Annotated in this window: 28 protein-coding genes; all 28 read left to right on the top strand. The window is 69.0% G+C overall.

The genetic code is table 11. The annotated features are described in order from the left end of the window. The first annotated feature begins 211 nt into the window (after positions 1 to 211). The 28 genes from secE (at position 212) to rplN (ending at position 26819) form a co-directional block, all read left to right on the top strand. Positions 212 to 601, top strand: a complete 390-nt coding sequence (gene secE, locus CLT71_RS18165; RefSeq protein WP_101368161.1) for a preprotein translocase subunit SecE — start codon at positions 212 to 214, stop codon at positions 599 to 601. 38 nt (positions 602 to 639) lie between these two features. Then, complete coding sequence (gene nusG, locus CLT71_RS18160; protein ID WP_101368160.1) at positions 640 to 1356, top strand: transcription termination/antitermination protein NusG; 717 nt, start codon at positions 640 to 642, stop codon at positions 1354 to 1356. Positions 1357 to 1519: 163 nt separating this feature from the next. Continuing rightward, positions 1520 to 1951 carry a 50S ribosomal protein L11 gene (rplK, locus tag CLT71_RS18155; RefSeq protein WP_101368159.1) on the top strand — a complete coding sequence of 144 codons (432 nt, stop codon included), beginning with the start codon at positions 1520 to 1522 and terminating at the stop codon, positions 1949 to 1951. Between the two features lie 89 nt (positions 1952 to 2040). Further along, entirely contained in the window at positions 2041 to 2754 is a 714-nt protein-coding gene (gene rplA, locus CLT71_RS18150; protein WP_101368158.1) for a 50S ribosomal protein L1, read from the top strand. A gap of 126 nt (positions 2755 to 2880) precedes the next feature. Further along, positions 2881 to 3897, top strand: a complete 1017-nt coding sequence (locus tag CLT71_RS18145) for an ATP-binding cassette domain-containing protein (RefSeq protein ID WP_101368157.1) — start codon at positions 2881 to 2883, stop codon at positions 3895 to 3897. Continuing rightward, positions 3894 to 4583, top strand: coding sequence for a hypothetical protein (locus CLT71_RS18140; protein ID WP_101368156.1), 690 nt, complete (start codon positions 3894 to 3896; stop codon positions 4581 to 4583). The genes CLT71_RS18145 and CLT71_RS18140 overlap by 4 nt, the downstream gene beginning before the upstream one ends. Before the next feature lie 359 nt (positions 4584 to 4942). Next, positions 4943 to 5482, top strand: a complete 540-nt coding sequence (gene rplJ, locus CLT71_RS18135; RefSeq protein WP_101368155.1) for a 50S ribosomal protein L10 — start codon at positions 4943 to 4945, stop codon at positions 5480 to 5482. Positions 5483 to 5544: 62 nt separating this feature from the next. Beyond that, positions 5545 to 5928, top strand: coding sequence for a 50S ribosomal protein L7/L12 (rplL, locus tag CLT71_RS18130; protein WP_101368154.1), 384 nt, complete (start codon positions 5545 to 5547; stop codon positions 5926 to 5928). Between the two features lie 666 nt (positions 5929 to 6594). Next, the gene (gene rpoB, locus CLT71_RS18125; protein WP_101368153.1) at positions 6595 to 10026 is read left to right on the top strand and encodes a DNA-directed RNA polymerase subunit beta; all 3432 of its coding nucleotides are present in this window, start codon (positions 6595 to 6597) and stop codon (positions 10024 to 10026) included. A 132-nt stretch (positions 10027 to 10158) separates the two neighbouring features. Next, positions 10159 to 14046, top strand: coding sequence for a DNA-directed RNA polymerase subunit beta' (locus tag CLT71_RS18120; protein ID WP_101368152.1), 3888 nt, complete (start codon positions 10159 to 10161; stop codon positions 14044 to 14046). A 99-nt stretch (positions 14047 to 14145) separates the two neighbouring features. Then, positions 14146 to 14493, top strand: coding sequence for a hypothetical protein (locus CLT71_RS18115; protein WP_101371556.1), 348 nt, complete (start codon positions 14146 to 14148; stop codon positions 14491 to 14493). A gap of 181 nt (positions 14494 to 14674) precedes the next feature. Further along, positions 14675 to 15595 (top strand): phage holin family protein, encoded by a 921-nt coding sequence (locus tag CLT71_RS38075; RefSeq protein ID WP_486483324.1) that lies wholly within the window; start codon positions 14675 to 14677, stop codon positions 15593 to 15595. Positions 15596 to 16093: 498 nt separating this feature from the next. Further along, entirely contained in the window at positions 16094 to 16468 is a 375-nt protein-coding gene (gene rpsL / locus CLT71_RS18100) for a 30S ribosomal protein S12 (protein WP_101368150.1), read from the top strand. Between the two features lies 1 nt (position 16469). Continuing rightward, on the top strand, positions 16470 to 16940 hold the full coding sequence (rpsG, locus tag CLT71_RS18095; protein WP_101368149.1) for a 30S ribosomal protein S7: 471 nt from the start codon (positions 16470 to 16472) through the stop codon (positions 16938 to 16940). Between the two features lie 87 nt (positions 16941 to 17027). After that, positions 17028 to 19124, top strand: a complete 2097-nt coding sequence (gene fusA, locus CLT71_RS18090; RefSeq protein ID WP_101368148.1) for an elongation factor G — start codon at positions 17028 to 17030, stop codon at positions 19122 to 19124. A gap of 236 nt (positions 19125 to 19360) precedes the next feature. Continuing rightward, complete coding sequence (gene tuf / locus CLT71_RS18085) at positions 19361 to 20554, top strand: elongation factor Tu (RefSeq protein ID WP_101368147.1); 1194 nt, start codon at positions 19361 to 19363, stop codon at positions 20552 to 20554. Between the two features lie 347 nt (positions 20555 to 20901). Further along, positions 20902 to 21210, top strand: a complete 309-nt coding sequence (gene rpsJ, locus CLT71_RS18080; protein WP_007073037.1) for a 30S ribosomal protein S10 — start codon at positions 20902 to 20904, stop codon at positions 21208 to 21210. 11 nt (positions 21211 to 21221) lie between these two features. After that, positions 21222 to 21884: a 50S ribosomal protein L3 gene (rplC, locus tag CLT71_RS18075; RefSeq protein WP_101368146.1), complete on the top strand. Its 663-nt coding sequence runs from the start codon at positions 21222 to 21224 to the stop codon at positions 21882 to 21884. Beyond that, a complete protein-coding gene (gene rplD / locus CLT71_RS18070) occupies positions 21881 to 22534 on the top strand; it encodes a 50S ribosomal protein L4 (protein ID WP_101368145.1) in 654 nt (217 codons plus the stop codon). The genes rplC and rplD overlap by 4 nt, the downstream gene beginning before the upstream one ends. Next, positions 22531 to 22833 carry a 50S ribosomal protein L23 gene (gene rplW, locus CLT71_RS18065; protein WP_101368144.1) on the top strand — a complete coding sequence of 101 codons (303 nt, stop codon included), beginning with the start codon at positions 22531 to 22533 and terminating at the stop codon, positions 22831 to 22833. The genes rplD and rplW overlap by 4 nt, the downstream gene beginning before the upstream one ends. Positions 22834 to 22845: 12 nt before the next feature. After that, the gene (gene rplB / locus CLT71_RS18060; RefSeq protein WP_101368143.1) at positions 22846 to 23685 is read left to right on the top strand and encodes a 50S ribosomal protein L2; all 840 of its coding nucleotides are present in this window, start codon (positions 22846 to 22848) and stop codon (positions 23683 to 23685) included. 15 nt (positions 23686 to 23700) lie between these two features. Then, complete coding sequence (rpsS, locus tag CLT71_RS18055; protein WP_101368142.1) at positions 23701 to 23982, top strand: 30S ribosomal protein S19; 282 nt, start codon at positions 23701 to 23703, stop codon at positions 23980 to 23982. A 37-nt stretch (positions 23983 to 24019) separates the two neighbouring features. After that, positions 24020 to 24523, top strand: coding sequence for a 50S ribosomal protein L22 (gene rplV / locus CLT71_RS18050; RefSeq protein WP_101368141.1), 504 nt, complete (start codon positions 24020 to 24022; stop codon positions 24521 to 24523). Then, positions 24523 to 25401 (top strand): 30S ribosomal protein S3, encoded by an 879-nt coding sequence (gene rpsC, locus CLT71_RS18045; protein ID WP_101368140.1) that lies wholly within the window; start codon positions 24523 to 24525, stop codon positions 25399 to 25401. Before rplV ends, rpsC begins: the two co-directional genes overlap by 1 nt. A gap of 3 nt (positions 25402 to 25404) precedes the next feature. After that, positions 25405 to 25830: a 50S ribosomal protein L16 gene (gene rplP / locus CLT71_RS18040; protein WP_101368139.1), complete on the top strand. Its 426-nt coding sequence runs from the start codon at positions 25405 to 25407 to the stop codon at positions 25828 to 25830. Beyond that, positions 25830 to 26066 carry a 50S ribosomal protein L29 gene (gene rpmC, locus CLT71_RS18035; protein WP_101368138.1) on the top strand — a complete coding sequence of 79 codons (237 nt, stop codon included), beginning with the start codon at positions 25830 to 25832 and terminating at the stop codon, positions 26064 to 26066. Before rplP ends, rpmC begins: the two co-directional genes overlap by 1 nt. Next, positions 26063 to 26341, top strand: a complete 279-nt coding sequence (gene rpsQ, locus CLT71_RS18030) for a 30S ribosomal protein S17 (RefSeq protein WP_101368137.1) — start codon at positions 26063 to 26065, stop codon at positions 26339 to 26341. Before rpmC ends, rpsQ begins: the two co-directional genes overlap by 4 nt. A gap of 109 nt (positions 26342 to 26450) precedes the next feature. Then, positions 26451 to 26819 carry a 50S ribosomal protein L14 gene (gene rplN, locus CLT71_RS18025; RefSeq protein ID WP_089244879.1) on the top strand — a complete coding sequence of 123 codons (369 nt, stop codon included), beginning with the start codon at positions 26451 to 26453 and terminating at the stop codon, positions 26817 to 26819. The last annotated feature ends 2 nt before the right edge of the window (positions 26820 to 26821 follow it).

Genomic DNA, 26821 nt, shown 5'->3' with positions numbered 1-26821 from the left:
GCATCGGCGGGGTCGAGCCGAGGCGGTCAGTCCGCCCGGTCCGTTCCCTGACGGATCCGCCGGTCGCGGGCCGTTCCGGGGACGGTCGTCCGGAGGGTTCGGTCGAGGGCGGTCGGCGCCCGAGGCGGAGACTCCGGGTTCCGGCCGGCGTGAAAAGCGCAGCGCGCGTCCACCCGACGCGCGTACCAACCACCCGGCGACGGAGGGCGAAGTGGCCGAGAAGAATCGGCGCGACGAGGACGACAACGACCGTCTCGACGACGAGATGATCGACGACGTCGTCGACGATGACGCCGACGACGAGGCGGACGAGCCGGTCGGGCGTGGTGGCACCGCCACCCGGGAGCGCACCAAGGCTGACTCGGCGGACAGCAGGCCCACGACCAGGACCGAGGGTCGGGTCGGAATATTCGGCCGGCTTGCCCGGTTCTTCCGCGAGGTCGTGGCAGAGCTGCGTAAGGTCATCTGGCCGACCCGTAAGGAGCTGCTGACCTACACCGCCGTGGTGGTCGTGTTCGTCGCCGTGGTGCTGACGATCGTCGCCGGGCTGGACTACGCCTTCGCCCGCGGCGTGCTGTGGGTCTTCGGCGGCTCCAGCTGACCACCTGCCCCACCTGATAGTGACGGAAGTGAGCGAGCGTGCCTGAGTACGACGAGACCGCCGAGACCCCGGACGAGCAGTCCGCGGTGGCGACGGCGAGCGGTACCGAGTCGGTCGAGGCCGCCAGCGAGCCGGAGTTCGCCGCCGAGGCGCCGGACGAGGACTACGACCCGGTCGCCGAGCTGCGGCAGAAGCTGCGCTACGCGCCCGGCGACTGGTTTGTGGTCCACTCGTACGCCGGTTACGAGAACAAGGTCAAGACGAACCTGGAGACCCGGATCACCAGCCTCGACATGGAGGAGTTCATCTACCAGGTCGAGGTGCCGACCCGGGAAGAGGTCGAGGTCAAGAACGGCAAGCGGGCCCAGGTCCAGGCGAAGGTCTTCCCCGGCTACATCCTGGTCCGGATGGAGCTCACCCCGGAGTCGTACTCCTGCGTGCGCAACACCCCGGGAGTGACCGGCTTCGTCGGCGCGACCGACCGGGCCGACCGACCCGCGCCGCTCTCGCTCGACGAGGTGCTCAAGTGGCTCGCCCCGGCGGTGGAGACCGAGACCAAGAAGGCGAAGCCGGAGGTCAAGGTACTCGACTTCGAGGTCGGTGACTCGGTCACCGTGACCGACGGCGCCTTCGCGTCGCTGCCGGCCACGATCAGCGAGATCAACGCCGACCAGCAGAAGCTCAAGGTCCTGGTGTCGATCTTCGGTCGGGAGACTCCGGTCGAGCTCAACTTCAACCAGGTCGCCAAGATCTGATCGACACGCCGGCTGCGTCCGCGGCCGCAGTCGACCTCGGCGCGTCGCCCCAGCCGGCGCTGCGCTACTCTTGAACGTCGCCCGTCACACAGGCGCGCTTGACCGTGCGCGCCGACGGGTGGCCTCAGGTGCACGTTCCCCAGTTTCAAGCCCAGGAAGTGACATGCCTCCGAAGAAGAAGCTCGTCAAGACGTTCACGCTTCAGCTCCCGGCGGGCCAGGCCACCCCGGCGCCGCCGGTCGGTCCGGCGCTGGGTCAGCACGGCGTCAACATCATGGAGTTCTGCAAGTCGTACAACGCGCAGACCGAGTCGCAGCGCGGTGACATCGTGCCGGCCGAGATCAGCGTGTACGAGGACCGGACCTTCACCTTCGTGCTGAAGACCCCGCCCGCCGCCCGACTGCTGATCAAGGCCGCCGGGGTGCAGAAGGGCTCCGGCGTTCCGCAGAGCCAGAAGGTCGGCTCGGTCACCCGCGCCCAGTTGCGCGAGATCGCCGAGAAGAAGATGGCCGACCTCAACGCCAACGACGTCGAGCAGGCCGAGAAGATCATCGCCGGCACCGCCCGGTCGATGGGCATCACGGTCAAGGAATAGTCCTCCTTCCCACCCCTGACCGGCAAGACCAGTTCGTGGGAGGGCTGCGGCGATTCGCGGCCCGCCAGACACCACAGGAGTAATCAGAGATGCAGCGCAGCAAGAGCTACCGCAAGGCCGCCGAGGCTATCGACCGGGACAAGCTCTACACCCCGGTCGAGGCCGTACGCCTGGCCAAGGGGAGCAGCACCGTCAAGTTCGACGCCACGGTCGAGGTCGCGATGCGCCTCGGCGTCGACCCCCGTAAGGCCGACCAGATGGTCCGGGGCACGGTCAACCTCCCGCACGGCACCGGCAAGACCGCCCGCGTGATCGTCTTCGCGGCCGGCGCCAAGGCCGAGGAGGCGACCGCCGCCGGAGCCGACGTTGTCGGCACCGACGAGCTGGTGGCCCGGATCCAGGAGGGCTGGCTGGACTTCGACGCGGCGATCGCCACGCCGGACCAGATGGCCAAGATCGGCCGGATCGCGCGGATCCTGGGCCCGCGCGGTCTCATGCCGAACCCGAAGACCGGCACGGTGACCATGGACGTCACCAAGGCCGTCTCGGACATCAAGGGCGGCAAGATCACCTTCCGGGTGGACAAGCACTCCAACCTGCACCTGATCATCGGCAAGGCCTCGTTCTCCGAGGCCCAGTTGGTCGACAACTACGCCGCGGTCCTCGACGAGGTGCTCCGCTCCAAGCCGTCCGCGGCCAAGGGCAAGTACCTCCGGAAGGTCACCCTCACCACCACCATGGGCCCGGGCGTTCCGGTCGACCCGAACGTGGTGAAGAACCTGCGGGAGTCGGCCGAGGCCTGATCCTCGACCGATCCCGGTCAGTCCCGTCCGACGCGGGACGCCCAGCGACGTTTTCGCGGGGCGTCCCGCGTCGGCGTCTCCGCCGCAGCCCCGTGCGCGGCGTACGGCTGTGGCACTCTGCTATCCGTGCGACTGGATCAGGTCTGGCTCCGGTACGGCGCCCGTGCCCCCTGGGTACTCCGTGCGGTCGAGGTGGAACTCGGCCCGGGGCAGAGCGCCGTGGTGCTCGGCCGCAACGGCGTGGGCAAGTCGACGCTGCTCCAGGTGGCGGTCGGCGTACTGGACCCGACCCGGGGCGTGGTGCGCGATCGCCCCCGTACCGTCGGCTGGGTGCCGGAGCGGTTTCCGGCCGACCAGCCGCACACCGTCGACCAGTACCTCACCGCGATGGCGCGGATCCGGGGGCTCTCGGGCGCGGCGGCAGCCCGTACCGTGACCGGCTGGATCGAGCGCCTCGGGCTCGCGGCGTACCGCGACGTCCGGCTGCCAGCGCTCTCCAAGGGCACGGCCCAGAAGGTCGGGCTGGCACAGGCCCTGCTCCGCCCACCCGGTCTGCTCGTCCTCGACGAACCGTGGGAGGGGCTGGACGGGCCGACCCGGGAACTGGTCCCCGAGCTGATCCGGGAGGTGCTCGACGACGGCGGTGCCGTGCTGGTCAGCGACCATCGCGGCGAGACGGTACGGCTGCCGCAGGCCGCGCGGTGGAGCGTGGCCGACGGTACGGTGAGCGTCCTCTCCCCGGCCGCCGTCGCCGGGCAGCGGATCCCGGAGGTCTCCGCCGACGGCGTCGCGGCCGGGCCGGCGGTCGCCGTCGGGCGGCGGACGATGGTGGTGGAGATCGCGGTGTCGGCCGCCGAGGCCCTGGAGACGGTCGCCGTGCTGCGCCGCGCCGGCCACCGGGTCCTGCGGGTACGCCCCGCCGAGCCGCCGACCCTCGGGGAGGGTGATTCCTCGGCCGAGCAGCCCGCCTCGTCCGGCCTCCCGGCCGTCCCCGGGCTCCGGGCCGCTCCCGGCACCTCGACCGTTCCCGGAGCCCCGGCCGTCCCCGCCGCCCCGCTGGAGGGTTCAGCCGTGCCGAGCCGGACGGTCGACGGGGGCGGGGAGCCGGGGGATGCGTTCGGGTCCGCCGGGGAGGCGTCGTGATCGCGCTGGCCCGGATGCGGCTGGCGGGCTTCGTCCGGACCGCCCGGGCACTGCCGCCGCTGATCGCCGGGCTGGTCGCGCTGAGCGTGCTCTACGGGGGTGGCGCCGCGCAGGCCGCCGAGGCGTACGCCGTCTCCGCCGTGGTGCTCTTCCCGGTCCTGGCTTGGCAGACCAAGCTGCTGCTGGACACCGAGCCGGACACCCAGCGCCGGCTCGCCGTGGTCGCCGCCGGGCGCCGGGCGGAACTTGCCGGCGGGGTGGCCGCCGCCGGGCTTGCCGGGCTGGCCCTGATCCCGGTCGCGCTGCTGCTGCCCTGGCCGCTGGGCGGGGTGACCGGACCGCAGCGGGCCGGCGACCTGCCGCTCCCGCTGGGCCTGACGGTGGGACTCTGGGCACACCTGCTGGTCCTGCCGGCGGCCGTCGGGCTCGGCGCGCTGGCCAGCCGGGCGGCGATCCGCAGTCCGCTGTACGGGCTGACCGCCCTGGTCGGTGGAGTGGTCGGGGTGTACGTGTTCGGGCTGAAGGATTCGGTGCTGCCCTGGATCGTGCCCCCGGTCCTCGCCACCGCCCGGGCCAGCACCACCGGCCCGACCGTCGGATCGGTGGCCCTGTTGACCGGGCACGCCCTGCTCTGGAGCGCGGTGGCGCTGGCCGGTTACGCCTGGCTGCGCCGCCGTCGGACCTGACCGCAGGGCGGCGGGCGAGCGGGAGCGGGGCGGACGTGAGCTGGAGCACCGGGGGGTGATTTGGCCGCCACGGCCGGCGTCACGTACTCTGATAAGTCGGTCAGGCTAGCTTGGCCGATGTTCTAACCCAGAGACCGCTGGTCACCGTGCCCCGGCACGGTCGAAGGTCCCGCTCGACGGGCGGCCCGCGCAGGGGGAGACGGTAGCGTGCCAGGTCATGTTCGCATGATTTTTCCCGCCCCGTGCGCCCTGCGCCGGGGCTTCTCTCGTTGTGGCGGAACCTCCGATCGCACCCGGGCTCCGATCGCGCCGCAGGCCGACCGGGCGTGATCAGCCTGGAGCAACGAGAGAGGAGGGACATGGCGGACAAGCCGGTTCGGGCCGACAAGGCCACCGCCGTCGCCGAGCTCACCGAATACTTCCGCAACTCGGGCGCCACCGTGCTCACCGAGTACCGCGGGCTGACGGTTTCCCAGCTCACCCAGCTGCGCCGCTCGCTCGGTCGGGACACGACCTACGAGGTGGCGAAGAACACGCTGGCCAAGCGTGCCGCGACGGACGCTGGCATTGCCGGCCTCGACGAGCTGTTCACCGGTCCTACCGCGCTGACCTTCGTCTCCGGCGACGTGGTCGAGGCGGCGAAGGGTCTGCGGGAGTTCGCGAAGGCCAACCCGAAGCTCGTCATCAAGGGTGGCGTCTTCGAGGGCCGGGCGATCACCGCGGACGAGGTCAACAAGCTCGCCGACCTCGAGTCCCGTGAGGTGCTGCTGGCCAAGATGGCCGGCGCGATGAAGGGCAGCCTGAGCAAGGCCGCTGCCCTGTTCCAGGCGCCGCTGGCGCAGACCGCCCGCCTGGCGGCTGCCCTGCAGGACAAGCGTGAGAAGGAGGGGCAGGCCTGAGCGGCCAGCCCTCCGGTACCCCCGATATTCGTGTAAGTAATCAGGAAAGGACGCCAGACACCATGGCGAAGCTCAGCACCGAAGAGCTGCTCGACGCGTTCAAGGAGATGACGCTGATCGAGCTCTCGGAGTTCGTGAAGCAGTTCGAGACCACCTTCGACGTGACCGCCGCCGCGCCGGTGGCCGTTGCCGCCGGTGGCCCGGCCGCCCCGGCCGCCGAGGCCGAGCCGGAGCAGGACGAGTTCGACGTGATCCTGGAGGCCGACGGCGGCAAGAAGATCCAGGTCATCAAGGTCGTGCGTGAGCTGACCGGCCTGGGCCTGAAGGAGGCCAAGGACCTCGTCGAGGCCGCGCCGAAGCCGGTTCTGGAGAAGGCCAACAAGGAGGCCGCCGACAAGGCCAAGGCCAAGCTGGAGGCCGAGGGCGCGAAGGTCACCCTCAAGTAGTTCGCAGTACGCCGCATCCGGTGTGCCCGTACCCACCGGCTCTCCGTTCCGCCGAGCGGGAGTCGCAGGGGTACGGGCCGCCGGCGGGCGGCTCGCGTCGGCCGAAGTGAGCTGACGCACAGCAATGTCGCCGACGGGCGGCGATCCGGCGCCGGATCGCCGCCCGTCTCCGTCTGCTGACTGGCTGCGACCGTCGATGATCAGGGCTTTGGCGCCTCGGACGGCTGTCGCGGGCCCGTCCGGCCGGTCAGGCTCGGATGGCGACCCGGCCAAAGAGGTCGCCCGACCCGGGCATCAGCCCTTGACGCGGCACGAACCGGCAGGCACGCTGACATCAGCAAGACCTTCCGCGCTTGCGACGGCCGACACCTGGGTAAGGGCCACGGCAGCACCACCAGCCGCCGGCTCCTACGAGGCCTAGCGGGATGCGTGCGGGACGTGTGAGCGCGCTCGGCGCGCGCCGGCCAGAGGGTTGGCGACACGTTCTGCAACGCCCTGCCGTGGTGGGCTGGACAGCGGTTAGCCGCTCGGCTACACTGCTAGTTTGCGCTGCCTTCCGACTTGACCCCTGCTCGGAATGTCCAGTTTTGGGCGTTTGGAGTGGGGCCATTGGAGTGCACGCGTGACAGCCGCATCTAGCAGCACCGGTCCTCGGAAGGACGCATCTTGGCAGCTTCCCGCCCTGCGAAGACCAGTCGTACGTCGAGCGCTTTCGCGCCCCGCCGAATCTCCTTCGGCAGGATTACCGAACACCTCGAGGTCCCCAACCTCCTGGCCATCCAGAACGAGTCGTTTGACTGGCTGGTCGGCAACGAGGCTTGGCAGGGCCGGTCGGCCGACGACCCGCACGCTCGATCGGGTCTCGCCGAGATCCTCGACGAGATCAGTCCCATTGAGGACTTTTCTGGCACTATGTCGCTCTCCTTCTCCGCGCCGCGCTTCGACGAGGTCAAGGCCTCGATCGAGGAGTGCAAGGAGAAGGACCTGACCTACTGCGCCCCGCTGTTCGTGACCGCGGAGTTCACCAACAACACCACCGGCGAGATCAAGAGCCAGACGGTGTTCATGGGTGACTTCCCGATGATGACGCCGAAGGGCACCTTCATCATCAACGGCACCGAGCGCGTGGTGGTCAGCCAGCTCGTCCGGTCCCCGGGCGTCTACTTCGACAAGCAGCCGGACAAGACCTCCGACCGCGATCTCTCCAGCGTCAAGGTCATCCCGAGCCGGGGTGCCTGGCTGGAGTTCGACATCGACAAGCGCGACACCGTGGGTGTCCGCATCGACCGTAAGCGCCGGCAGGCCGTCACCGTCCTGCTCAAGGCCATCGGCTGGACCAACGAGCAGATCCGTGAGCGGTTCGGCTGGTCCGAGCTGATGATGACCACCCTGGAGAAGGACCACATCGCCGGGGTGGACGAGGCGCTGCTCGACATCTACCGCAAGCTCCGGCCGGGCGAGCCCCCGACGCGGGAGAACGCCCAGACCCTGCTCGACAACCTCTTCTTCAACCCGAAGCGGTACGACGTCGCCAAGGTCGGCCGATACAAGTTCAACAAGAAGCTCCAGCTGGACGTGCCGATCAACACCGGCACGCTGACCGAGGACGACATCGTCGCCACCGTGGAGTACCTCTGCCGGCTGCACGCCGGTGAGGAGGGCTACGAGGCCGACGACATCGACCACTTCGGCAACCGCCGCCTCCGTACCGTGGGCGAGCTGATCCAGAACCAGGTTCGGGTCGGCCTCTCTCGGATGGAGCGGGTGGTCCGCGAGCGGATGACCACCCAGGACGTCGAGGCGATCACGCCGCAGACCCTGATCAACATCCGTCCCGTCGTGGCGGCGATCAAGGAGTTCTTCGGCACCTCGCAGCTCTCGCAGTTCATGGACCAGACCAACCCGCTGGCGGGCCTGACCCACCGGCGCCGGCTGAGCGCGCTCGGCCCGGGCGGTCTGTCCCGGGAGCGGGCCGGCTTCGAGGTCCGGGACGTGCACCCGTCGCACTACGGCCGGATGTGCCCGATCGAGACGCCGGAAGGCCCGAACATCGGCCTGATCGGCGCCCTGTCGACCTTCGGCCGGGTCAACCCGTTCGGCTTCATCGAGACGCCGTACCGGAAGGTCGTCGAGGGTCGGGTCACCGACCAGATCGACTACCTGACCGCCGACGAGGAGGACCGGTTCGTCAAGGCGCAGGCCAACACCGCGCTGCGGGCGGACGGCACCTTCGCCGAGGACCGGGTCCTGGTTCGCCGTAAGGGCGGTGAGGTCGACTTCGTCGCCCCCACCGCGGTGGACTACATGGACGTGTCGCCACGCCAGATGGTGTCGGTCGCCACCGCCATGATCCCGTTCCTCGAGCACGACGACGCCAACCGGGCACTGATGGGCGCGAACATGCAGCGCCAGGCGGTGCCGCTGGTCAAGGCCGAGGCGCCGCTTGTCGGTACCGGCATGGAGTACCGGGCCGCGGTCGACGCCGGTGACGTGGTCGTCGCCGAGGTCGGCGGTGTGGTCGAGGACCTGTGCGCCGACTACGTGACGGTGCACCAGGACGACGGCCACCGGCGTACCTACCTGCTGCACAAGTTCCGTCGCTCCAACGCGGGCTCCTGCGTCAACCAGAAGCCGGTCGTCTTCGAGGGCGACCGGGTCGAGGCGGGCCAGGTCATCGCGGACGGTCCGTGCACCGACGACGGCGAGATGGCGCTCGGCCGCAACCTGCTGGTCGCGTTCATGCCGTGGGAGGGCCACAACTACGAGGACGCGATCATCCTGTCGCAGCGCCTCGTCCAGCAGGACGCCCTCACCTCGATCCACATCGAGGAGCACGAGGTCGACGCCCGGGACACCAAGCTCGGCCCGGAGGAGATCACCCGCGACATCCCGAACGTCAGCGAGGAGATGCTCGCCGACCTCGACGAGCGCGGGATCATCCGGATCGGTGCCGAGGTCGTCACCGGCGACATCCTGGTCGGCAAGGTCACGCCCAAGGGCGAGACCGAGCTGACCCCGGAGGAGCGGCTGCTCCGCGCGATCTTCGGCGAGAAGGCGCGCGAGGTCCGGGACACCTCGCTGAAGGTGCCGCACGGCGAGACCGGCACGGTCATCGGCGTACGGACCTTCTCCCGCGAGGACGGCGACGAACTGCCGCCGGGCGTCAACGAGCTGGTCCGGGTCTACGTGGCGCAGAAGCGGAAGATCCAGGACGGTGACAAGCTCGCCGGCCGGCACGGCAACAAGGGCGTCATCTCGAAGATCCTGCCGGTCGAGGACATGCCGTTCCTGGAGGACGGCACCCCGGTCGACATCGTGCTCAACCCGCTCGGCGTGCCGAGCCGGATGAACATCGGCCAGGTTCTGGAGACCCACCTCGGGTGGGTGGCCAAGACCGGCTGGCAGGTCCAGGGTGACGACGCCGACTGGAAGCGGGCGCTGCGGGCGATCGACGCGGACTCCTCGGAGCCGGACACCAACGTGGCGACGCCGGTCTTCGACGGCGCCAAGGAGGAGGAGATCTCCGGTCTGCTCTCGTCGACCCTGCCCAACCGGGACGGCAAGCAGCTGATCGGCGCGAGCGGCAAGGCGCAGCTCTTCGACGGACGTTCCGGCGAGCCGCTGCCCGACCCGATCGCGGTCGGCTACATCTACATCCTCAAGCTGAACCACCTGGTCGACGACAAGATCCACGCTCGGTCGACCGGCCCGTACTCGATGATCACGCAGCAGCCGCTGGGTGGTAAGGCGCAGTTCGGTGGCCAGCGGTTCGGCGAGATGGAGTGCTGGGCGATGCAGGCGTACGGCGCCGCGTACGCGCTCCAGGAGCTGCTGACGATCAAGTCCGACGACGTACTCGGCCGGGTCAAGGTCTACGAGGCGATCGTCAAGGGCGAGAACATCCCCGAACCGGGCATCCCGGAGTCCTTCAAGGTGCTGCTCAAGGAGCTGCAGTCGCTGTGCCTCAACGTTGAGGTGCTCTCCAGCGACGGTGTGGCCCTGGAGATGCGCGAGACCGACGACGAGGTCTTCCGCGCCGCGGAGGAACTCGGCATCGACCTGTCCCGGCGCGAGCCGAGCTCGGTCGAAGAGGTGTGAGGTGCGTGGTGGGTTTGGGGCGGCACAACCCGCTCCGGGCGGTCAGGCTTGATCCCTCCGCGGGTCGCGCCGCCCCAAACCCCCAGGCCAGTGAGCTAGTGGTAAAACGACACGACACGAGGGACATATAACGTGCTCGACGTCAACTTCTTCGACGAGTTGCGGATTGGCCTGGCCACCGCCGACGACATCCGTCAGTGGTCGCACGGTGAGGTCAAGAAGCCTGAAACGATCAACTACCGCACCCTGAAGCCGGAAAAGGACGGGCTCTTCTGCGAGAAGATCTTCGGTCCGCAGCGGGACTGGGAGTGCTACTGCGGTAAGTACAAGCGCGTCCGGTTCAAGGGCATCATCTGTGAGCGCTGCGGCGTCGAGGTGACCCGGTCCAAGGTGCGGCGTGAGCGGATGGGCCACATCGAGCTGGCCGCGTCGGTGACGCACATCTGGTACTTCAAGGGTGTGCCGAGCCGGCTGGGCTACCTGCTCGACCTGGCGCCGAAGGACCTCGAAAAGATCATCTACTTCGCGTCGTACGTTGTCACGAGCGTCGACACGGAGGCGCGGCACCGTGACCTGTCGACGGTGGAGAACGAGATTCTCGCCGAGAAGCGGCAGGCCGAGAACAGCCGCGACTCGGAGATCGAGAAGCGGGCCGCCAAGCTCGAGGCCGACCTGGCCGAGCTGGAGGCCGAGGGTGCCAAGGCCGACGTGCGGCGCAAGGTCAAGGAGGGCGGAGAGCGCGAGATGCGCCAGATCCGCGACCGGGCCCAGCGCGAGATCGACCGCCTCGACGAGGTCCTCGACACCTTCCGCAAGCTGGAGCCGAAGCAGCTGGTCACCGACGAGCTGCTCTACCGCGAGCTGCGGGACCGGTTCGGCGAGTACTTCACCGGTGGGATGGGCGCCGAGGCGATCAAGGCGCTGGTCCAGAACATGGACCTGGACGCCGAGGCCGACAACCTCCGCGAGATCATCCGTACCGGCAAGGGGCAGCGGAAGATCCGGGCGCTCAAGCGACTCAAGGTCGTGGCGGCGTTCCTGAACACCCGCAACTCGCCGCTCGGCATGGTGCTGGACTGCGTACCGGTGATCCCGCCGGACCTGCGCCCGATGGTGCAGCTCGATGGTGGCCGGTTCGCGACCTCGGACCTGAACGACCTCTACCGCCGCGTGATCAACCGGAACAACCGGCTCAAGCGACTGATCGACCTCGGCGCGCCCGAGATCATCGTCAACAACGAGAAGCGGATGCTCCAGGAGGCCGTCGACGCGCTCTTCGACAACGGGCGGCGCGGTCGGCCGGTCACCGGTCCGGGTAACCGGCCGCTGAAGTCGCTGTCGGACATGCTCAAGGGCAAGCAGGGCCGGTTCCGGCAGAACCTGCTCGGCAAGCGGGTCGACTACTCCGGTCGTTCCGTGATCGTCGTGGGTCCGCAGCTCAAGCTGCACCAGTGCGGCCTGCCCAAGCAGATGGCGCTGGAGCTGTTCAAGCCGTTCGTGATGAAGCGGCTGGTCGACCTCAACCACGCGCAGAACATCAAGTCCGCCAAGCGGATGGTCGAGCGGCAGCGGCCGGTCGTCTGGGACGTGCTGGAAGAGGTCATCGGCGAGCACCCGGTACTGCTGAACCGGGCGCCGACCCTGCACCGGCTGGGCATCCAGGCGTTCGAGCCGCAGCTCGTCGAGGGCAAGGCGATCCAGATCCACCCGCTCGTCTGCACCGCGTTCAACGCGGACTTCGACGGCGACCAGATGGCGGTGCACGTACCGCTGTCGGCCGAGGCGCAGGCCGAGGCCCGGATCCTGATGCTCTCGTCGAACAACATCCTCAAGCCGGCCGACGGCAAGCCGGTCACCATGCCCACCCAGGACATGGTCATCGGTCTCTACCACCTCACCCACCTCACCCCGGGTGAGATCGGCGAGGGCCGGGTCTTCAGCTCGGACGCCGAGGCGCGGATGGCCTTCGACAACGGTGAGCTGCACCTGCAGACCCCGGTCAAGATCCGGCTGCGCGGTGTGGTCGAGGTCGACAACGGCCCCGGCGCCTCGCGGTGGACCGCTCCGGAGGAGTGGGTACCGGGTGAGCCGCTGACCGTGGAGACCACGCTGGGTCGGGTGCTCTTCAACGAGACCCTGCCGGTCGGCTACCGGTTCGTGAACTACGAGATCCGCAAGGGGCAGCTCTCTGCGATCGTCAACGATCTCGCCGAGCGGTTCCCGAAGGTGGCCCTGGCCGCGACGCTCGACGGGCTCAAGGAGGCCGGTTTCCACTGGGCCACCTGGTCCGGCGTGACGATCGGCATGGAGGACGTCATCGCGCCGCCGCGCAAGCGGGAGATCCTGGAGCGGTACGAGAAGGAAGCCGAGCGGATCGACAAGCAGTACCAGCGGGGTCTGATGACCGCCGAGGAACGTCGCGGCGAGCTCATCGAGATCTGGACCAAGGCGACCAACGAGGTCGCCAAGGAGATGGAGACCGCGCTGCCGCAGGAGAACCCGCTGTGGAAGATGATCAACTCGGGTGCTCGCGGTAACCTGCTCCAGCTCCGTCAGATCGCGGCGATCCGTGGTCTGGTGGCCAACCCGAAGGGCGAGATCATCCCGCGGCCGATCAAGGCCAGCTACCGGGAGGGTCTCTCCGTGCTGGAGTACTTCATCTCCACGCACGGCGCCCGGAAGGGTCTCGCCGACACCGCGCTGCGTACCGCCGACTCGGGTTACCTGACCCGTCGTCTGGTGGACGTCTCGCAGGACGTGATCATCCGCGAGGAGGACTGCGGCACCGACCGCGCCATCCCGATGCAGATCGCGACCCAGCTGGACGGTCGGCTGGTGGCCCACGAGCACGTGGAGACCAGCGTGCACGCCCGTACCCTGGCCGACGACATCAAGGGGCCGGACGGCAACCTGGTCGCCGAGCGGGGTGCGGACATCAACACGATCCTGGTCGACAAGATCGTGGCGGCCGGGGTGGACACCGTACGGGTCCGCAGCGTGCTCACCTGCGAGTCCAAGCTCGGCGTCTGCGGGGCGTGCTACGGCCGCTCGCTGCCGACGGGCAAGACCGTGGACGTCGGCGAGGCGGTCGGCATCATCGCCGCCCAGTCGATCGGTGAGCCGGGTACCCAGCTGACGATGCGTACCTTCCACACCGGTGGTGTCGCGGGTGAGGACATCACCCAGGGTCTGCCCCGGGTCCAGGAGATCTTCGAGGCCCGGGTCCCGAAGGGCAAGGCGCCGATCGCCGACACCCCGGGCCGGATCCGGATCGAGGACGGCGAGCGGTCGCGCAAGATCATCGTGGTGCCGGACGACGGCAGCGACGAGATCGTGTACGACAAGATCTCCAAGCGGGTGCAGCTCCAGGCACACGACGGTGACCACGTCGACGTCGGCCAGAAGCTGACCAAGGGCACCATCGACCCGCACGAGCTGCTGCGGATCCTTGGCCCGCGGGCGGTCCAGGTCCACCTGACCCAGGAGGTCCAGGAGGTCTACCGGTCGCAGGGTGTGCTCATCCACGACAAGCACATCGAGATCATCATCCGCCAGATGCTCAAGCGGGTGACGGTGATCGACTCCGGCGCGACCGAGTTCCTGCCGGGCGTGCTGGTCGACCGGGCGCTGTTCGAGTCGGAGAACCGCCGACTCGTCTCCGAGGGCGGCGAGCCCGCGGCGGGCCGGCCGGTGCTGATGGGTATCACCAAGGCATCGCTGGCCACCGACTCGTGGCTGTCGGCGGCGTCCTTCCAGGAGACCACCCGGGTGCTCACCGACGCGGCGATCCACGCCCGGAGTGACTCGCTCATCGGTCTCAAGGAGAACGTCATCATCGGTAAGCTCATCCCGGCCGGTACGGGCATCAGCAAGTACCGCAACATCCGGGTCGAGCCGACCGAGGAGGCGAAGGCCAAGGTCTACTCGATGACCGGCTACCCGGAGACCGACTACGGGTTCGGGCCGGCCAGCGGCCAGGCAGTGCCGCTGGACGACTTCGACTTCGGGTCGTACCGCTAACGAGACACCCGAGGCGCCCCGCCCCGTCGACCGACGGGCGGGGCGCCTCGCATTTCCGGCCGTGGTCACCGGGTTGGGTAGGCTGGCGTGGTGACCACCATGCCGGCAGCCGGCCCGGCCACGCGCCATCCCCTCGACCCGGATCCGGTGCGCTCCACGAAGTCGCGGGCGGTCTTCGCCCTCGGCCTGATGGCGCTGCTCACCGGCCCGATGGTCGGGGGCATCGTCCCGGCGACCGTGGCGATGCTGCTGGCCCGGCAGGCCCGCCGCGAGGCGTACGCTTCCGGGGGTTATCTGACCGGTGCCGCCTGGCTGCGTCGCGGTGAGCGGCTGGCCTGGGCCGGCCTGGTCCTCGCCGCGACTGCCGTGGTGGTGGCGACCGTGATCGGCGTGGTCCAGCTGGCCGACGGCTCGGCGGGTCGGGACTTCGCGCCCGGGGTCGACTGACCGGCAGGCACTGACCAGCAGCCACTGACCAGCAGCACTCACCGGGGTCGCCTGACCGGCGGTGGTCGGCCGTGCGGCGGTAACCTGACCTCGGCACGACGTGTCGGGCCCGGTCGACGGATTCTCCTCGGCCGCTCGGTTCCGCCAAGGCTGGCGGCTCGGTGGTTGCAGGGGGAGTTCCGTGACGGAGGAGGCGCAGCCACCCGGGGTGCAGCGCGCGGCGGACGAGACACCCGGGCAGCCGGCCGGGGACCAGCCTCGCTACCACGAGCCCTCGTACACGCTGCCGACGGATGCGCCGCTGCCGGCGTCGACGCCGTTGACGCCGTCGACGAGCGCACCGGGACAGCCGACCGCTGCGGCGAGCGAGTGGGCCCGCCCCGCGTCCGGTCCGCCGACTCCGGCGAACCTCGGTGCGGCCTGGTCGGGTACGACGTCCGGTCCGATGGCGCCAGCCTCCGGCCCGGCCCCGGTGGGCGTACGGGGGGCGGCCACCGGTTCGGCGTACCCGATGCCGGAGGCGTTCCGGACCGACGCGCAGTCGGCGCCGGCCGGGTACCCGGGGCAGGGCCGCCCGCCCGGTGCACCGGGGGTGGCCGGCGGCCAGCGGTTCGGGGCGGTGCCGGCGCCCCCGCAGGATGCGATGCGGGCGCCCAGCCGGGTGGACGCGGTCCCGGGTACGCCGTTCGGCCTGGTGCATCTTGAGGTGGCTCCGGTCACCTCCGGCCCGGCGGTGGCCTCGCTGGTGACCGGCGCCGGATCCGTGCTCGTCGCCTTCGCCGGCGGCTGCCTCGGCCTCGCCGGCAGCAGCCCGGCGGACTGGGGCGGCTGGGTGGCGGGCGCCTTCGCGGTGCTCGCCGGGCTGCTGGGGGTGACCGGTGTACTCCTCGGGGAGCTGGGGCGCCGGCAGACCTCGCCGGGCGCCAGGCCGCTCTGGCCCGCTCGCCGCCGCGCGGTGGCCGGCGCCACACCGGGCGCCACGGCGCCGCCGGTCCGGTACACCGGTCGGGGCCTGGCGATCGCCGGGATCAGCTGTGCCGGCGTCGGTCTGGCCGTTACCGTGGTCGGCTTGGCCGTGTCGCTGCTGCTGCAACTGGTCTGATCGCCGGCGTCGGGTGCGGGTCGCCCCAGGGCGGATGGTTGTCGGGTTACCGGGCCGACGGGCCGATCGGGGGAGCAGCCGGTACACTTGACAACCGGCAGTGCTTCTCGGGAGCGACGCGGAGATCCGGGCCTGGCCGGGGGTTGGTCGACAACCTCCCGGAGACCTGTTTTGACGTGCCCACTCACGGTAGGTACTCTTTCCTCTCGTGCCCGGGCGTGCCCGGGCAACTCGTGCGTGTGCCCGAGTCCACATGGTGGCAATCGAGCAACGTCACGACCAAGTCGAGACGAGTCGGCTACGCCCCAGCGTGCCGACGGGCTGGAATCCGGCGTCGACGAGTGGCGGCGGGAAACCGTGAGCGGGCGACACGCCCGACCGCGGGTGCCGGGGCCGTCCCGAGACGGCCCTGGTTGGAAGGTAAGAGAGCCACCCACACGGGCGGCTAAAGACACACGGCGCGGTCGCAGAAGGCGGCCGAAGGGAGCGGAAAACCCGGTGCCCACGATCCAGCAGTTGGTCCGCAAGGGCCGCCAGGCGAAGACGAGCAAGACCAAGACGCCGGCGCTGAAGGGGAGTCCCCAGCGGCGCGGCGTGTGCACGCGCGTGTACACCACCACCCCCAAGAAGCCGAACTCCGCGCTGCGCAAGGTCGCTCGGGTGAAGCTCAGCAGCCAGATCGAGGTGACCGCCTACATCCCGGGCGTCGGGCACAACCTCCAGGAGCACTCCCTGGTGCTGGTTCGCGGCGGCCGGGTGAAGGACCTTCCGGGCGTGCGTTACAAGATCGTCCGCGGTTCGCTGGACACCCAGGGTGTCCGCAACCGCAAGCAGGCCCGTAGCCGCTACGGCGCGAAGAAGGAGAAGAGCTGACATGCCGCGTAAGGGCCCTGCTCCGCGCCGTCCGCTTGTCGCGGACCCGGTGTACAACTCCCCGCTGGTCACCCAGCTGGTGAACAAGATCCTGCTGCGCGGCAAGCGTCAGCTCGCCGAGCGCATCGTCTACGAGGCACTGGAGGGCTGCCGGGAGAAGTCCGGCACCGACCCCGTGGTCACCCTCAAGCGGGCGATGGACAACGTGAAGCCGACCCTGGAGGTGCGCAGCCGCCGGGTCGGTGGCGCGACCTACCAGGTGCCGGTCGAGGTCAAGCCGCAGCGTGCCACCACGCTGGGCCTGCGCTGGCTGGTCACCTACTCCCGGGCCCGCCGGGAGAAGACGATGGTCGAGCGGCTGATGAACGAGCTGCTGGACGCGAGCAACGGTCTTGGCGCCGCCGTGAAGCGGCGTGAGGACACCCACAAGATGGCCGAGTCCAACAAGGCCTTCGCGCACTACCGCTGGTAACGGCCCTCCGGGTTCCGGCGCGGTCCGCCGCGCCGGGGCCCGGCACCGGTCGCGATCACACCGACGAGACGACAAGTAGGGATTGAAGTGGCCGCCGCAGACGCGCTCGCCAACGTACGCAACATCGGCATCATGGCGCACATCGATGCCGGTAAGACCACTACCACCGAGCGGATCCTGTTCTACACCGGCATCACCTACAAGATCGGTGAGGTCCACGAGGGCGCCGCCGTCATGGACTGGATGGAGCAGGAGCAGGAGCGCGGCATCACCATCACCTCCGCCGCCACGAAGTGCGAGTGGAAGGGCCACACGATCCAGATCATCGACACGCCCGGCCACGTCGACTTCACGGTCGAGGTCGAGCGGTCGCTGCGGGTGCTCGACGGTGCGGTGGCCGTCTACGACGGTGTCGCCGGTGTGGAGCCGCAGACGGAGAACGTCTGGCGTCAGGCCGACAAGTACAACGTCCCCCGGATGTGCTTCGTCAACAAGCTCGACCGAACCGGGGCGGACTTCTTCCGCTGCGTGCAGATGATGATCGACCGACTCAACGCCACGCCGCTGGTGCTGCAGGTGCCGATCGGCGCCGAGGCCGACTTCATCGGCGTGGTGGACCTCGTGGGCATGCGTGCCCTCACCTGGCGCGGGGAGACCCAGAAGGGTGAGGACTACGCGGTCGAGGAGATCCCGGCCGAGCTGACGGAGATCGCCGCCGAGTGGCGCGAGAAGCTGCTGGAGACCCTGGCCGACGTCGACGACTCGGTGATGGAGAAGTACCTCGAGGGCGAGGAACTCTCGGTCGAGGAGATCCAGGCAGGCATCCGCCGCGCCACCATCGACGGCAAGGCCAACCCGGTGCTCTGCGGCACCGCGTTCAAGAACAAGGGCATCCAGCCCATGCTCGACGCGGTGGTCGCCTACCTGCCGTCGCCGCTGGACATCCCGGCGATCGAGGGTACGGCGAGCGACGGCGAGACGCCGATGCAGCGTAAGCCGTCGACGTCGGAGCCGTTCTCGGGTCTCGCGTTCAAGATCCAGACCGACAAGCACCTGGGTAAGCTGACCTACGTCCGGGTCTACTCCGGCGTGGTCGAGTCCGGGTCCCAGGTGGTCAACTCCACCAAGGACCGCAAGGAGCGGATCGGCAAGATCTACCAGATGCACGCCAACAAGCGGGAGGAGCGCAGCTCCGCCAAGGCTGGCGACATCATCGCGGTGCAGGGCCTGAAGCAGACCACCACCGGCGACACCCTCTGCGACCCGGCCAACCCGGTCATCCTGGAGTCGATGACCTTCCCCGAGCCGGTCATCGAGGTGGCGATCGAGCCGAAGACCAAGGCCGACCAGGAGAAGCTGAGCACCGCCATCCAGCGGCTCGCCGAAGAGGACCCGACCTTCCGGGTCAAGCTCGACGACGAGACCGGCCAGACCGTCATCTCCGGCATGGGCGAGCTGCACCTGGACATCCTGGTGGACCGGATGCGCCGCGAGTTCAACGTCGAGGCGAACATCGGCAAGCCGCAGGTGGCGTACCGGGAGACCATCCGCCGCAAGGTGGAGAAGATCGAGTACACCCACAAGAAGCAGACCGGTGGTTCGGGTCAGTACGCCCGGGTCATCGTCAGCCTCGAACCGCTGCCGCTGGACAACGACTCGCCGACGTACGAGTTCGCGAACGCGGTCACCGGTGGGCGGATCCCGAGGGAGTTCATCCCGTCGGTGGACGCCGGCGCCCAGGACGCCATGCAGTACGGCATCCTCGCCGGCTTCCCGCTCGTCGGTCTGAAGCTGACCCTGCTGGACGGTCAGTACCACGAGGTCGACTCGTCGGAAATGGCCTTCAAGATCGCCGGTTCGATGGTGCTCAAGGAGGCGGCCCGCAAGGCCGACCCCGCACTGCTCGAACCGATGATGTCGGTCGAGGTCACCACGCCCGAGGAGAACATGGGCGACGTGATCGGCGACCTCAACTCCCGCCGGGGCATCATCCAGGCGATGGAGGAGCGCAGCGGCGCTCGCGTCGTCCGGGCCCTGGTGCCGCTCTCGGAGATGTTCGGCTACGTCGGCGACCTGCGGTCGAAGACCCAGGGCCGGGCTAGCTACAGCATGCAGTTCGACTCCTACGCCGAGGTTCCCGCGAGCGTGGCGAAGGAGATCATCGCGAAGGCGACGGGTGAGTGAGCGGAAACGCGCACTGACCCGGTGCCGGGCCGGTGATACCGCGAGCGTGGCGGGCGGGTAATCTCGCCCGCGGCGCCCACGGGCCGGGCTGCTAGACCGGGCCTGAAGGTTTCACCGCCGCAAGACCCACATGACTTCCCGGCCGGGAACCCTCGGTCGGAAAGGCTGTCGACAGAGTCCTGAGCGCCGAATGGCGTGCCGGGCGTACGAACCAAGAAGTCCACAGGAGGACACCAGTGGCGAAGGCGAAGTTCGAGCGGACTAAGCCGCACGTCAACATCGGCACCATTGGTCACATCGACCACGGTAAGACGACGCTGACGGCGGCCATCACCAAGGTCCTGCACGACAGGATGCCGGACCTGAACCCGTACACGCCGTTCGACGAGATCGACAAGGCGCCGGAGGAGAAGGCCCGGGGCATCACGATCTCGATCGCACACGTCGAGTACCAGACCGAGGCGCGGCACTACGCACACGTCGACTGCCCCGGTCACGCCGACTACATCAAGAACATGATCACCGGTGCCGCGCAGATGGACGGCGCGATCCTGGTGGTCGCGGCGACCGACGGCCCGATGCCGCAGACCCGCGAGCACGTGCTGCTGGCCCGCCAGGTCGGCGTTCCCTACATCGTCGTGGCGCTCAACAAGAGCGACATGGTCGACGACGAGGAACTGCTCGAGCTGGTCGAGCTCGAGGTCCGCGAGCTGCTCTCGGCGCAGGAGTACCCCGGTGACGACCTGCCGGTCGTCCGGGTCTCGGCGCTGAAGGCCCTCGAGGGCGACCCGGAGTGGACCGACAAGCTCATGGACCTGATGAGCGCCGTCGACACCGCCATTCCGCAGCCGGAGCGGGAGACCGAGAAGCCGTTCCTCATGCCGATCGAGGACGTCTTCACGATCACCGGTCGGGGCACCGTGGTCACCGGCCGCGCCGAGCGCGGCATCCTCAAGCCGAACGAGGAGGTGGAGCTCGTCGGTATCCGCGAGAAGTCGCAGAAGACGGTCTGCACCGGTATCGAGATGTTCCGCAAGCTGCTCGACGAGGCCCGTGCGGGCGAGAACGTCGGTCTGCTGCTGCGTGGCATCAAGCGCGAGGACGTCGAGCGCGGCATGGTGGTCGTCAAGCCCGGCACCACCACCCCGCACACGGAGTTCGAGGCGACGGTCTACATCCTCTCCAAGGAGGAGGGCGGCCGGCACACCCCGTTCTTCCAGAACTACCGTCCGCAGTTCTACTTCCGGACCACGGACGTCACCGGCGTTGTCACGCTGCCCGAGGGCACCGAGATGGTCATGCCGGGTGACAACACCACGATGTCGGTCAAGCTGATCCAGCCGATCGCGATGGAGGAGAACCTCAAGTTCGCCATCCGCGAGGGTGGCCGGACTGTCGGCGCCGGCTTCGTCACGAAGATCGTCAAGTAATTCAGGTAACCCCGATTAGCGTTGCCCTGCGGTAGTACGGCATACTGGTCAGGTTGCGTACCGGCGGGGTGGCTGGCTGCCAGCAGCCAGCCACCCTTGCTGGGCGTCCGGAGGTAGTTGATCTAGCTCCGGCGCCCCGATACTTCCCGCACGGGCGGGACCGCCTCGGACTTTCCGGGGTGGAGTCCGGCCCCGGGGTGCGACACGCCCGACCGCGGGGGTCGGACAGCACGGGAACTGGGCAGCGCCCGAGCCCGGCATGGAACATCCCGCTCCCCTCCGGGAGAGCGGCTCCGCTGGAGCGGGCGGGCGGGACGGACAAGGCGAGAGAAGGAACAGAGGCCACCATGGCGGGACAGAAGATCCGCATCCGGCTCAAGGCGTACGACCACGAGGTGGTCGACTCCTCGGCGCGCAAGATCGTTGAGACGGTGACGCGTACCGGGGCTCAGGTCGCGGGCCCGGTGCCGCTGCCCACGGAGATCAACCGTTTCTGCGTGATCCGTTCGCCGCACAAGTACAAGGACTCGCGTGAGCACTTCGAGATGCGCACGCACAAGCGTCTGATCGACATCATCGACCCGACCCCCAAGACGGTCGACTCGCTCATGCGCCTCGACCTGCCGGCTGGCGTCGACATCGAGATCAAGCTGTAGGGACCGGACTAATGGACAGGCAAGTGAAGGGCATCCTGGGCGCCAAGCTCGGCATGACCCAGGTCTGGGACAACAACAAGGTTGTTCCGGTGACCGTGGTGCAGGCCGGACCGTGTGTCGTCACCCAGGTCCGCACCGCTGAGAAGGACGGCTACTCCGCGGTCCAACTGGCGTACGGCGTGGTCGACCCCCGGAAGGTCAAGAAGCCGATCAGCGGCCACTACGGCAAGGCCAACGTGGCGCCGCGCCGGCACATCGTCGAGCTGCGCACCACTGACGCCGCCGACTACGAGCTGGGTCAGGAGGTCAGCGTCGAGACGTTCGCCGTCGGTACGCCGATCGACGTGACCGGCCGGACCAAGGGCAAGGGCTTCGCCGGTCCCATGAAGCGGCACGGCTTCCACGGTCTGCGCGCCAGCCACGGTGTCGAGCGCAAGCACCGCTCGCCCGGTTCGATCGGCGCCTGCGCGACCCCGGGCCGGGTCTTCAAGGGCACCCGGATGGCCGGCCGGATGGGTGGAGCGCGCTACACCGTGCAGAACCTCATCGTCCAGGCGGTCGACCCGGAGAACAACCTGCTCCTGGTCCGCGGCGCCGTTCCGGGCCCGAAGGGCGCGCTGGTGCTGGTCCGCTCGGCTGCCAAGGTCGTCGCGAAGAAGGGCGGTGCGGCGTGACCACCGTTGACGTGCTGACCGCCGAGGGCAGCAAGAGCGGCTCCGTCGAGCTGCCGGCCGAGATCTTCGACGTGCAGGCCAACATCGCGCTGATGCACCAGGTCGTGGTCGCGCAGCTCGCCGCCGCGCGGCAGGGCACGCACAAGACCAAGACCCGGGGCGAGGTCGCCGGTGGCGGCAAGAAGCCGTACAAGCAGAAGGGCACCGGTCGGGCCCGGCAGGGTTCGATCCGGGCGCCGCAGTTCGCCGGTGGTGGCGTCGTGCACGGGCCGGTCCCGCGCGACTACAGCCAGCGGACCCCGAAGAAGATGAAGGCCGCCGCGCTGCGGGGGGCCCTCTCGGACCGGGCCCGTGGCGGTCAGGTGCACGTGGTGGAGGCCTTTGTGACCGGCGACAAGCCGTCGACCAAGGCCGCCCTCGCCACGCTGCGCAAGGCGACCGAGGCCAAGCGGGTGTTGGTGGTACTCAGCAGCACCGACGAGCTGAACTGGCTCTCGCTGCGCAACGAGCCCCGGGTGCACCTGCTGGAGGCCGGCCAGCTCAACACGTACGACGTGCTGGTGGCCGACGACGTGGTCTTCACCAAGGAGGCCCTGGACGAGTTCCTGGGTGTCCGCGGTGGGACGCAGGGTGAGGAGAGCGAGAAGTGAGCACCATCGCCGACCCGCGGGACATCATCTTCGCGCCGGTCGTCTCGGAGAAGAGCTACAGCGAGCTGAACAAGAACTGGTACACCTTCCTGGTGCACCCGGACGCCAACAAGACCGCCATCAAGATCGCGATTCAGCAGATCTTCGACGTGCGCGTCCTGACGGTGAACACGCTCAACCGCGAGGGCAAGCGCAAGCGCACCCGCACCGGGTACGGCAAGCGCAAGAACACCAAGCGGGCGATGGTGAAGCTGGCTGACGGTGACCGTATCGAGGCCTTCGGCGGCCCGGTCAGCTGAGGGGTATAGACAATGGCTATCCGTAAGTACAAGCCGACGACGCCGGGCCGGCGTGGCTCCAGCGTCGCCGACTTCGCCGAGATCACCCGGTCCACCCCGGAGAAGTCGCTGCTGGTTCCGCTGCCGAAGAAGGGCGGGCGTAACGCCCACGGCCGGATCACCACGCGGCACCACGGTGGTGGGCACAAGCGCCAGTACCGTCTGATCGACTTCAAGCGGGTCGACAAGGACGGCGTGCCGGCGAAGGTCGCGCACATCGAGTACGACCCCAACCGCACCGCGCGGATCGCGCTGCTGCACTACCTCGACGGCGAGAAGCGGTACATCATCGCGCCGAAGGACCTGAAGCAGGGCGACCGGGTCGAGTCCGGTCCGGGCGCCGACATCAAGCCGGGCAACAACCTGCCGCTGCGCAACATCCCGGTCGGTTCCACCATCCACGCGGTGGAGCTGCGTCCCGGCGGTGGCGCCAAGCTGGCCCGCTCGGCCGGCGTCGGCATCCAGCTGCTGGGCCGGGAGGGGGCGTACGCCACGCTGCGGATGCCCTCCGGCGAGATCCGGCGGGTGGACGTGCGCTGCCGGGCCACCATCGGTGAGATCGGCAACGCCGACCAGTCAAACATCAACTGGGGCAAGGCCGGCCGGATGCGCTGGAAGGGCCGCCGCCCGACCGTCCGTGGTGTGGCGATGAACCCGGTCGACCACCCGCACGGCGGTGGTGAGGGTAAGACCTCCGGTGGTCGTCACCCGGTGAACCCGCAGGGTAAGCCCGAGGGTCGTACCCGGCAGAAGGGCAAGGCGAGCGACCGCCTCATCGTCCGCCGCCGCTACGCCACCCGTAAGCGCGGCTAAGGGAGATAGGTAGACATGCCTCGCAGCCTGAAGAAGGGCCCGTTCATCGACGACCACCTGCTCAAGAAGGTGGAGACGCAGAACGAGAAGGGCTCGAAGAACGTCATCAAGACCTGGTCGCGCCGTTCGACGATCATCCCGGACATGCTCGGGCACACGATCGCCGTGCACGACGGGCGCAAGCACGTCCCGGTGTTCATCACCGAGGCGATGGTCGGGCACAAGCTCGGCGAGTTTGCGCTGACCCGCACGTTCAAGGGTCACGAGAAGGACGACCGGAAGAGCCGCCGGCGCTGAGCGCCGACCACGGATAAAGGATCAAGGGGTTTCAGCGATGCCAGTAAAGGGCGACGCTCCGGTGCTTCCGGGCGCGCGGGCGGTTGCGCGACACGTGCGCATCTCGCCGACCAAGGCGCGCCGGGTGGTCAACCTCGTCCGCGGTCTGCCCGCGAAGGAGGCGCTCACGGTGCTGCAGTTCGCGCCGCAGGCGGCGAGTGAGCAGGTTTACAAGGTGCTCGCGAGCGCGATCGCCAACGCGGAGAACAACGAGCGGCTGGACCCCGACGCGCTGCTCGTCAGCGAGGCGTTCGTGGACGAGGGCCCGACGATGAAGCGGTTCCAGCCTCGGGCGCAGGGCCGGGCGTACCGGATCCGCAAGCGGACCTGCCACATCACCATCGCGGTGGAGGCCGTGGCGCCGTCGGCTCCGGCCGGGCGGGGTGCGGCGAAGAAGGCCGCTCCGGCGAAGGCCACCAAGTCGGCCGAGCAGGGCAAGGCGACCGAGCCGACCGCGGCCGAGGGCACGGAGACGCAGAGCAAGACGGAGGGTGCCGAGTAATGGGGCAGAAGGTTCACCCGCACGGGTTCCGGCTCGGCATCTCGACCGACTGGAAGTCCCGCTGGTACGCGGACAAGCTCTACAAGGACTACATCGCCGAGGACGTCAAGATCCGGCGGATGATGTCCAAGGGCTTGGAGCGGGCCGGCATCTCCAAGGTCGACATCGAGCGGACCCGGGACCGGGTGCGGGTCGACATCCACACCGCCCGGCCGGGCATCGTCATCGGCCGTAAGGGTGCCGAGGCGGACCGGATCCGTGGCGAGCTGGAGAAGCTGACCGGCAAGCAGGTGCAGCTCAACATCCTCGAGGTGAAGAGCCCGGAGTCGGACGCGCAGCTCGTCGCGCAGGGCGTGGCCGAGCAGCTCTCCAGCCGGGTCAGCTTCCGGCGGGCGATGCGTAAGGCCATGCAGTCCGCGATGAAGAACCCGATCGTGCGGGGCATCCGGGTGCAGGTCTCCGGCCGGCTCGGCGGCGCCGAGATGAGCCGTACCGAGTTCTACCGCGAGGGTCGGGTGCCGCTGCACACGCTGCGGGCCAACATTGAGTACGGCTTCTTCGAGGCCCGGACCACCTTCGGCCGGATCGGCGTGAAGGTCTGGATCTACAAGGGCGACGCCGTACCCGGTCGGGAGGCCCCGGCCGAGACGGGTCCGGCGCGTCCGCGCCGCGAGCGGGGCGACCGCCCCGACCGGCCGCGTCGCGGCCGTTCCGGTTCCTCCGGCACCACGCCGGGTGGCACCGAGGCGGGTCGGGCCGCGCAGGCGGAGGCCTCTGGTCCGCCCGCCGAGGCGACGAACGACAGCGCCGCGCCGGCCACCGCCGCGGCGACTCCGGCGGGTTCCGCCGGAACGGACAGCTCAGCGCAGGAGGGCTGACAGATGCTGATGCCGCGCAAGCCCCCTAAGGGCTTCCGCAAGCCGCACCACCCCGACCGCCATGGCGCGGCGAAGGGTGGCACCCGGGTGGTGTTCGGCGAGTTCGGAATCCAGGCGCTCGAGCCCGCGTATCTGACCAACCGGCAGATCGAAGCGGCGCGTATCGCGATGACCCGGCACATCAAGCGTGGCGGCAAGGTCTGGATCACGGTTTTCCCGGACCAGGCCCTGACCAAGAAGCCGGCCGAGACCCGGATGGGTTCCGGTAAGGGTTCGCCCGAGTGGTGGGTGGCCAACATCAAGCCGGGGCGGGTGCTCTTCGAGATGTCCTTCCCCAACGAGCAGATCGCGCGAGAGGCGATGCGTCGCGCGATCCACAAGCTCCCGATGAAGTGCCGCATTGTGACGCGCGAAGTGGGTGAAAGCTGATGGCCGCGGGCGTGAAAGCCGGCGAGCTGCGTGAGCTCTCCGAGGAGGAGCTGGTCAGCCGGCTCCGGGAGGCCAAGGCGGAGCTGTTCAACCTCCGCGTCCAGTCGGCGACCGGTCAGCTGGACAACAACCGCCGGCTCCAGGTCATCCGCCGGGAGATCGCCCGGATCTACACGATCATGCGTGAGCGTGAGCTTGGGCTTTCGGCCGCGCCGACTGAGGTGACTGCATCATGAGCGAAGAAACCACCACCGCGAAGTCGCGGGCTCAGCGCAAGGTCCGGGAGGGCCTCGTGGTGAGCGACAAGATGGAAAAGACCGTGGTCGTCGAGGTCGAGGACCGGGTCAAGCACGCGCTGTACGGCAAGGTCATGCGCCGCACCAGCAAGCTGAAGGTGCACGACGAGCAGAACGCGTGCGGCACCGGCGACCGGGTGCTGATCATGGAGACCCGTCCGCTCTCCGCCACCAAGCGGTGGCGGGTCGTGGAGATCCTCGAGAAGGCCAAGTAAGAGCCGTACCGCAGGCTCAGGGTTCCGCCAAGCTCAGCCGGCACGGGACTTCGGTCGCCGAAGGCCGGATGAACCGCCGGCTGAGAACTGGCAGACATAGGAGATAGACGTGATTCAGCAGGAGTCGCGACTGCGCGTCGCCGACAACACGGGTGCCCGGGAGATCCTGTGCATCCGGGTGCTCGGTGGCTCCGGTCGGCGCTACGCGGGCATCGGCGACGTCATCGTGGCCACGGTCAAGGACGCCATCCCCGGTGCCGGTGTGAAGAAGGGCGACGTCGTCAAGGCGGTCGTCGTCCGCACCGCGAAGGAGAAGCGGCGTCCGGACGGCTCGTACATCCGATTCGACGAGAACGCGGCCGTGATCATCAAGGATGGTGGCGACCCGCGAGGTACCCGTATCTTTGGCCCGGTTGGCCGCGAGCTGCGGGACAAGCGGTTCATGAAGATCATCTCGCTCGCGCCGGAGGTGCTGTAACC

This window comes from Plantactinospora sp. CNZ320 (assembly GCF_002846275.1).
The sequence above is the reverse complement of the archived record's forward strand: the minus strand, read 5'-3'. Positions and strand labels throughout refer to the sequence as shown.